Below are 5,920 nucleotides of genomic sequence, written 5' to 3'. Positions count from 1 at the left end.
GATGTGTACCCTGCGCTGCAGCGGTTGTTGCCGTGGCCGGAAGCGAGCCGTTTGGAAGAGTTGGCGCCAGAGCGGATGCCGGTGCCGTCGGGAAGAACGGTGCGCCTGGACTGGGCAGGCGAGAAGCCGGTGGCGAGCGTGAAGTTGCAGGAGTGTTTCGGGTTGGCGGAATCGCCGGTGTATTGCGGAAAACGCGTGCAATTTCATTTGCTTTCGCCCGCAGGAAGGCCGCTGGCGATTACCGATGATCTGGCGAGTTTTTGGTCCGGGCCGTATTCCGGGGTGCGTGCAGAGATGCGTGGGCGCTATCCGAAACACCCGTGGCCGGAAGATCCGTGGTCAGCGCCAGCGACCGCGAAAACTAACGCGAAGCTGCAATGTGGCAAGCAACGCAAGCAACGCAACAGTTAACACCCCGCAGGTGGCGGGATTGCAGGCGGTGTGCACCGCTGGGACTGTGGGCGCACGCTGCCGGTGGGAAAACCTACACGGCCCATTCCTTGCGCACGTGCCCGATGTGGGTGCGCACAATGGCTTCCATCGCGTCGGCATCTTGTTCCAGGGCCGCATCGATCATGGCTTCGTGCTCGCGGGAGCTGGCGACGAGTGCGCCAGCTTCTGCTAGACGACGCAACCCAGTCACGCGGCTGCGGGTGCGCAGGCTAGAGACGGTTTCCACGATGACGGGGTTGCCCGCCAAAGCCAGGAAATCGCAGTGGAATTTTAGGTCTGCTTGCAGGTAGGAGACCAAATCTCCGCGTTCGGCGGCGTCGTTAAGCTCGTGGGCGAGGTTGCGTAAGTCTTCGACTTTTTCTGCGATCTCACCGGTGCAGTTGCGGGCGACCTTCGCCATGGTGGGGACTTCTAGCAGGATGCGGGCTTCGGCTGCTCCGTCGAGGATTTCGTCGGAAAGCTCAGTGACCTTGTAGCCGGTATTGCGCATTTTGGTGACCATGCCTTCGCGCTCGAAGTACAGCATGGCTTCGCGCACCGGAGTGGCGGATATTCCCATGTGGGCAGCTAATTGTGGCGCAGAATAGATCTTGCCGGGGGCGAGCTCACCGGAAATCAGGCCGGCGCGGATGAATTCGGAGACTTGCTCGCGCAAGGAGCTTGCGCGCGAAGCAATCTGCGGGATCTGGGCGTTGACCATGCTTAAAGCATACAAGGGGCAGCTGCGGTGGATTTAATGCTGCGAAGCGAGCTTGTCGGCGATTGCTTCCGCGAGTGCGAGATCTTCCCATGGCATGCCGGTGAATTTGAAGGCGATCGGCCTATCACGCTTGATGGTGACCTTGCCGCTGACGACGTCGGCGAAGGTGAACAGGTCGTTTTTCTTGATTGCGTCTTCGTTCAACGGCTGGATGATGTCGCCACCTTCACGCAGGGCGGCTTCCATGTCTTCGACGATTACGTGTGATGCTGCCACTAGATCGGTGGATAATTCTCGAGCATCGGGGGAGTGCGAGCCCACAGCGACGATCACCGCATTATCGGCCACGTCGTCTCTCTGCACGATTGGCTCTGCGGCAGTGGTAGTGCACAGGATGAGGTCAGCACCTCGGGTGGCCTCACGGGCTTCGGCGCTGCCCGCTTGCGCCCAGTGGTAGGAATCATCGAGTGCATCTGGTTCGGTGCGCGAGATGAAGGTGATGGAGCAGTCGCGCTGTGGGAAAGTCGATTCTACGGTTGCAGCGTGCGCACGGCCCTGCGGCCCGGTGCCGAAAATGGCTACGCGCAGTGGCGAGGTAGCGTCCTCGTCGGCAAAGAAATCATAGGTGCACGAGATCGAGACAGCCGGGGTGCGCAAATTAGTGATCGCGATGCCGTCGATCAGCGCTTTCGGGCTCAGCGAGGTGCCGTCGAAAAGCACATACGAGCCTTGGATCCGTGGCAGGGGATGCGTCCGATGACTCCGGATGGTTTGCCGCATATTGGTGCGCTGCAGAAATTCCCGAATGTCGTGGTTGCGACCGGGCATGCGATGCAAGGAATCAGCCTTGCGCCCCGGACTGCACAGTTGGTGTCTGGTGTGATCGCGGGAGAGACAATGCCCGATTGGATGACAAAGATTCATCCGGAACGTTTTACGTGGCTGGGATGAAACCTACCGTGATTTGAACAGCACCTCTGAGATTTCCGCTTTGCTGACCTTCGCCATTTGCGCGTTGAGTGCGTCGATATCTGGTTGTTGGTCAGCTTTGTGCTTGATGATCAACCGTGCGGGTGCATCCGGGGAGAATTCGAAGGCAGCATAGCCCATCCCTTCGCTGCTGAAGATGTCGTAAAGCGCCTGCAAAATCTTCTTGCTTGTCTTGCCACCGTCTTTATTGTCTACACTTGCAACGGCAAAGTGCGTGGTCTGTAATGGTGCCATTATTCTCCTCGGAAATACGATTTCCAGAATTACGGGTCTAGAAAGGTTCTAGCACTACCGAAAAGAGTATCTAGATGCGGCCGTTAAAGGCTTGCAGTGCGGAATCTTCACGGGTTCCACCACGACCATCTTGGTAGTCCTGGTAATCCTTAATCCAGCCGATCCGCGATACCCATTTCACGTGCTTGTATCCGTGGTTAGATTCTACGCGCAACCGCACCGGTGCACCCAGGTGGTTATCGATAGGTTCGCCATTACGGTCCAGCGCGAGGATGGTGTCATCTTCGTAGGCAGTTTCTAGGTCAATAGCGGCGTAAAATGGCTCACGGGGACGATCATCAATCATCTTTTGCGCCAGACCATAGGACTCGATTAATACGTAGCGGGCCCCTTCTGGGCGTTCGCCTAATAGCTCCAGCGCGTCGGTAAGTTTCGGACCGCTCCAGCGCGACGTGGCCGACCATCCCTGCATACAGGTGTGGGTGGCGATGTACGAGTGCTGGGGAAGGGCACGGAGGTCACCCAAGGTGATGGTCTTGTTGACGTCACGGACATCGTCAAAGACTGTCATTTCATAGCCGTCCCAGTTGCTATCGCGTTGTTCAATCCAGTACTCGGATTCGTCTTCCGTTGGTGGCAGACCGTTGGTCCAGTGGAATTCCGAAATATCGTCGTCAGTGTAGGCTTTCTGCTTAGCTCCGCGTGGGCGCAGTTTCTGCAGGAAGATTTTGCGGCCCCATTCGGTAGTAAGCACCAAGAAATTGTGGGCGCGGACGCGATCCGACAGCGACCAGTAGGAAAGTCCGATCCAGAAAGAGACGACCAGCACGACGGTAAGCACCATGATGAAAAGCGCCTGGCCTGCGCGTTCAGTGGACATAACGCCGAAGACCATGTTCGTGGTGTTGTGATCGCGGTGTACCAGCATGACCAGACCGACGTGCATGATTACGAAGCCGGACATCATCACCATGCCGATGAAGTGCAGGGAACGTGCACCTTGATGCCCACCCCACATTTTTACGTACCACGGCATGGACTGGCGCACGGCAGGCGACATTGCGACGCCGGTCAGCATCATGAACGGAGCCAGGATGAAGATCACGAATGAGTACGTCAGCTGCTGCAACGCGTCGTAAGGCTGGAAGTGTTCGATGCCTGGCGCGGTGAACGACATGTATGTTTTGAACGAGTCCCAGGCTTCGGGGAAAACATCCCAGGAAGTTGGGATTAGCCGTTTCCACAGCCCGGTGGCAAATAGCATAATGACGTAGAAGACGCCGTTAAGCACCCACAGCATCACGCCTAGGCCGTGCCAGTGACGGCCTAAGCCGATGTTTTCGTGGCCCGGAAGGGTGAAAATTGGGGAAGCGGACTTTTCATCCATTAGGGAGGTGTAGATGCCTTCTTCTTTGGGAAGCTCACGCTTGGTGAACTTCAACCACTCGGTGCCTGGTGCGCAGTCATTGCGCCACCACAGGCGAGGCATGGAGGCGAGCATCTCCCAGCCGGAACGTAGGAGGATGCCGATCAGGACAAAGTTGATGAGGTGGCTGGCGCGGAGCCAGAGTGGGAAATCTGGATTAATTTCCATTGGCTGTTCCTTCAATCAAGGGGGTAGCAGTCATGGGGCGTGATTGAGAAAAATCTTCGAAAACACTCTTTTATAACGTAACACTTATAAATAGAAAAAGAGAGTTGGTTACACTCGGCGAGCTAGGGATTTATACTTGAAAAGCCTTAGCTTTTATTTGTGTGTGCAGGGTTAGTTATCAGAAAATAGAACAAATAATGGGATTATTCTGGCGAAAGTCTCGCCCACGCTCTGTTCCGGATGTATGTAGTCTGCCACGCGACAACACCCTCTCGGCCGCATTTCCGCGACCAAGAGGGTGTTACTTTGGGGTGGCTGACGGGGCTCGAACCCGCGACACCTAGGATCACAACCTAGTGCTCTACCAGCTGAACTACAGCCACCATCGCTGCTCTAAAGCAGCACGCACTAGATTAGCGCATGATCGTGGATTTACAAAAACTGCTGGTAAGCGGCGGTAGCGGCGTCTTTTGCGTGTGCGGCGTCGTCGCTAGAAACCGCACCCGGATCCACAAAAACCGCGCGCCGGTAATAGTCCAACTCGCGGATCGATTCCACAATGTCTGCCAGTGCGCGGTGTGCCTGGCCTTTATCTGGCTGCTGGAAATACGCCCGCGGGAACCAGCGACGCGACAGTTCCTTAATGGTGGAGACATCCACCATGCGGTAGTGCAGGCGCTGGTCTAGCTGAGGCATGTATTCCTGGATAAACCGGCGATCGGTAGCGATCGAATTGCCGGCCAGCGGTACTGCCCAATCGGCTTCGCAGTGTTGCGCAATGAGTTCCAAAACGGCTTGTTCAGCTTCGGCGACTGTCGTGGTCGATTCCGCGATTTCTTTATCCAGCCCCGAAGCCTGATGCATACGGACGACGACGTCATCCATCGCCGCGAGTTCTTCCTCGCTGGCGTGAATGACAGCGGAGTAGCCGTCGCCAAGAATATTGAGTTCGGCATCGGTGACCAGCGCGGCAACCTCGACGATGACATGCCGGTTGGGGTCCAGGCCCGTCATTTCCAGATCCACCCAGACCAGGCGATTGCTTTTGGCCGGAATGCTCGCAGAGTTCGCGGTGTCGGTAGATTCTGTGGCCCCGGTGGTCTCTGCTGCGGTCTCGTTCGTCATGTGTAACTAATGTTCCTTTCGCTTGTACGCTCGTACTCGTTTAGCCCATTTTGGAATAAAATTTGCCGACCAACGGCGCAATCAGCGGAACCGGCACAATTTGGCTCAGCGTATTCATGGCCTTCGACAGCGGCCCAGGCACCACCCGGCGCCGGTTTTTCGCCATGGCGTCCAGGGTTTCGGCTGAGCACGACTCGTAGGTCGTCCATAAGAAATCTGGCACGACCTTGTCGACGATTGACTGTTCCTCATCCGGCACCACCGCATCGCGCACAGGGCCCGGAGCTAGAAGCGTGCAGCTGACCCCGGTGCCTTTGAGCTCATAGTGCAGCGCCTCGGTAAAAGCATTGACACCCGCCTTGGTGAATACGTAGGTAGCGTTATTCGGGATCGGGATATTTCCGGCGGCAGAACCCACGTTGCAGATTGCGCCCTCGCCGCGTGCCACCATCGGGTGGACGACGGCGTTGGTGATGCGGTGCACCGCAGTGGCATTGAGATGGAACTGGTTGGTCTCGTATTCCCAGTCTTGCTCGACGAATTTGCCGAAGCTGGCGATGCCCGCCGAGTTTATTGCGATGGAGACGTTTTTATCTTTCAGGTATTCCAACAAACCCGTCACTTCGTCGTAGTTGGATAGGTCTGCGGCAAAGACTTCAGCCGTGATGCCGTGGGTGGTGAGCTCGTCGGCAAGCGAGTTGAGCACCTGCTCGCGGCGGGCGACGAGGATGAGGTTGTGGCCGGCTTTGGCGAGATCGCGTGCCATGGCCTCGCCAATGCCTTGACTTGCGCCTGTGACCAGGGCGTACGAATCGGGGCGGGGG

6 protein-coding genes, 1 tRNA gene and 2 pseudogenes are annotated in these 5,920 nt (G+C 57.0%); 2 read left to right on the top strand and 7 right to left on the bottom strand.

Features of this window, described 5'->3' with window-relative positions; genetic code table 11:
- Nucleotides 1-411 (top strand): ATP-dependent helicase C-terminal domain-containing protein (locus RCH87_RS09925; protein ID WP_306516541.1); only part of this gene is annotated, 411 nt, incomplete at its 5' end.
- Nucleotides 412-484: 73 nt separating this feature from the next.
- Here the strand turns inward: RCH87_RS09925 and RCH87_RS09920 are convergent.
- Together RCH87_RS09920 and RCH87_RS09915 are read right to left on the bottom strand one after the other, a co-directional pair.
- Nucleotides 485-1,153, bottom strand: coding sequence for a GntR family transcriptional regulator (locus RCH87_RS09920; protein WP_306516540.1), 669 nt, complete (start codon nt 1,151-1,153; stop codon nt 485-487).
- Between the two features lie 33 nt (nt 1,154-1,186).
- A pseudogene (locus tag RCH87_RS09915) lies at nt 1,187-1,912 on the bottom strand (ornithine cyclodeaminase family protein); the annotation flags it as partial.
- Between RCH87_RS09915 and RCH87_RS10445 the strand changes: the two are divergent.
- A pseudogene (locus tag RCH87_RS10445) lies at nt 1,796-2,104 on the top strand (NAD(P)/FAD-dependent oxidoreductase); the annotation flags it as partial. The pseudogenes RCH87_RS09915 and RCH87_RS10445 overlap by 117 nt on opposite strands.
- Nucleotides 2,105-2,107: 3 nt before the next feature.
- Here RCH87_RS10445 and RCH87_RS09910 read toward each other — a convergent pair.
- From RCH87_RS09910 to cmrA, 5 genes are all read right to left on the bottom strand, one after another.
- Entirely contained in the window at nt 2,108-2,377 is a 270-nt protein-coding gene (locus RCH87_RS09910) for a hypothetical protein (protein WP_306516539.1), read from the bottom strand.
- A gap of 70 nt (nt 2,378-2,447) precedes the next feature.
- Nucleotides 2,448-3,971, bottom strand: a complete 1,524-nt coding sequence (locus RCH87_RS09905; protein ID WP_306516538.1) for a molybdopterin-dependent oxidoreductase — start codon at nt 3,969-3,971, stop codon at nt 2,448-2,450.
- 307 nt (nt 3,972-4,278) lie between these two features.
- Nucleotides 4,279-4,354 (bottom strand) — tRNA-His (locus RCH87_RS09900).
- Between the two features lie 49 nt (nt 4,355-4,403).
- Nucleotides 4,404-5,096: an oligoribonuclease gene (gene orn / locus RCH87_RS09895; RefSeq protein ID WP_306516537.1), complete on the bottom strand. Its 693-nt coding sequence runs from the start codon at nt 5,094-5,096 to the stop codon at nt 4,404-4,406.
- Nucleotides 5,097-5,136: 40 nt separating this feature from the next.
- The coding region (gene cmrA / locus RCH87_RS09890) for a mycolate reductase (protein ID WP_306516536.1) at nt 5,137-5,920 on the bottom strand (784 nt) is incomplete at its 5' end.

Origin of the sequence: Corynebacterium sp. (genome assembly GCF_030826625.1) — a bacterium.
Lineage (GTDB): Bacteria > Actinomycetota > Actinomycetes > Mycobacteriales > Mycobacteriaceae > Corynebacterium.
The sequence above is the reverse complement of the archived record's forward strand: the minus strand, read 5'-3'. Positions and strand labels throughout refer to the sequence as shown.

Coding starts and splice junctions, on each gene's coding strand:
- RCH87_RS09905 (WP_306516538.1), bottom strand. CDS start 3,971: ATGGAAATTAATCCAGATTTCCCACTCTGGCTCCGCGCCAGCCACCTC.
- RCH87_RS09910 (WP_306516539.1), bottom strand. CDS start 2,377: ATGGCACCATTACAGACCACGCACTTTGCCGTTGCAAGTGTAGACAAT.
- RCH87_RS09920 (WP_306516540.1), bottom strand. CDS start 1,153: ATGGTCAACGCCCAGATCCCGCAGATTGCTTCGCGCGCAAGCTCCTTG.
- orn (WP_306516537.1), bottom strand. CDS start 5,096: ATGACGAACGAGACCGCAGCAGAGACCACCGGGGCCACAGAATCTACC.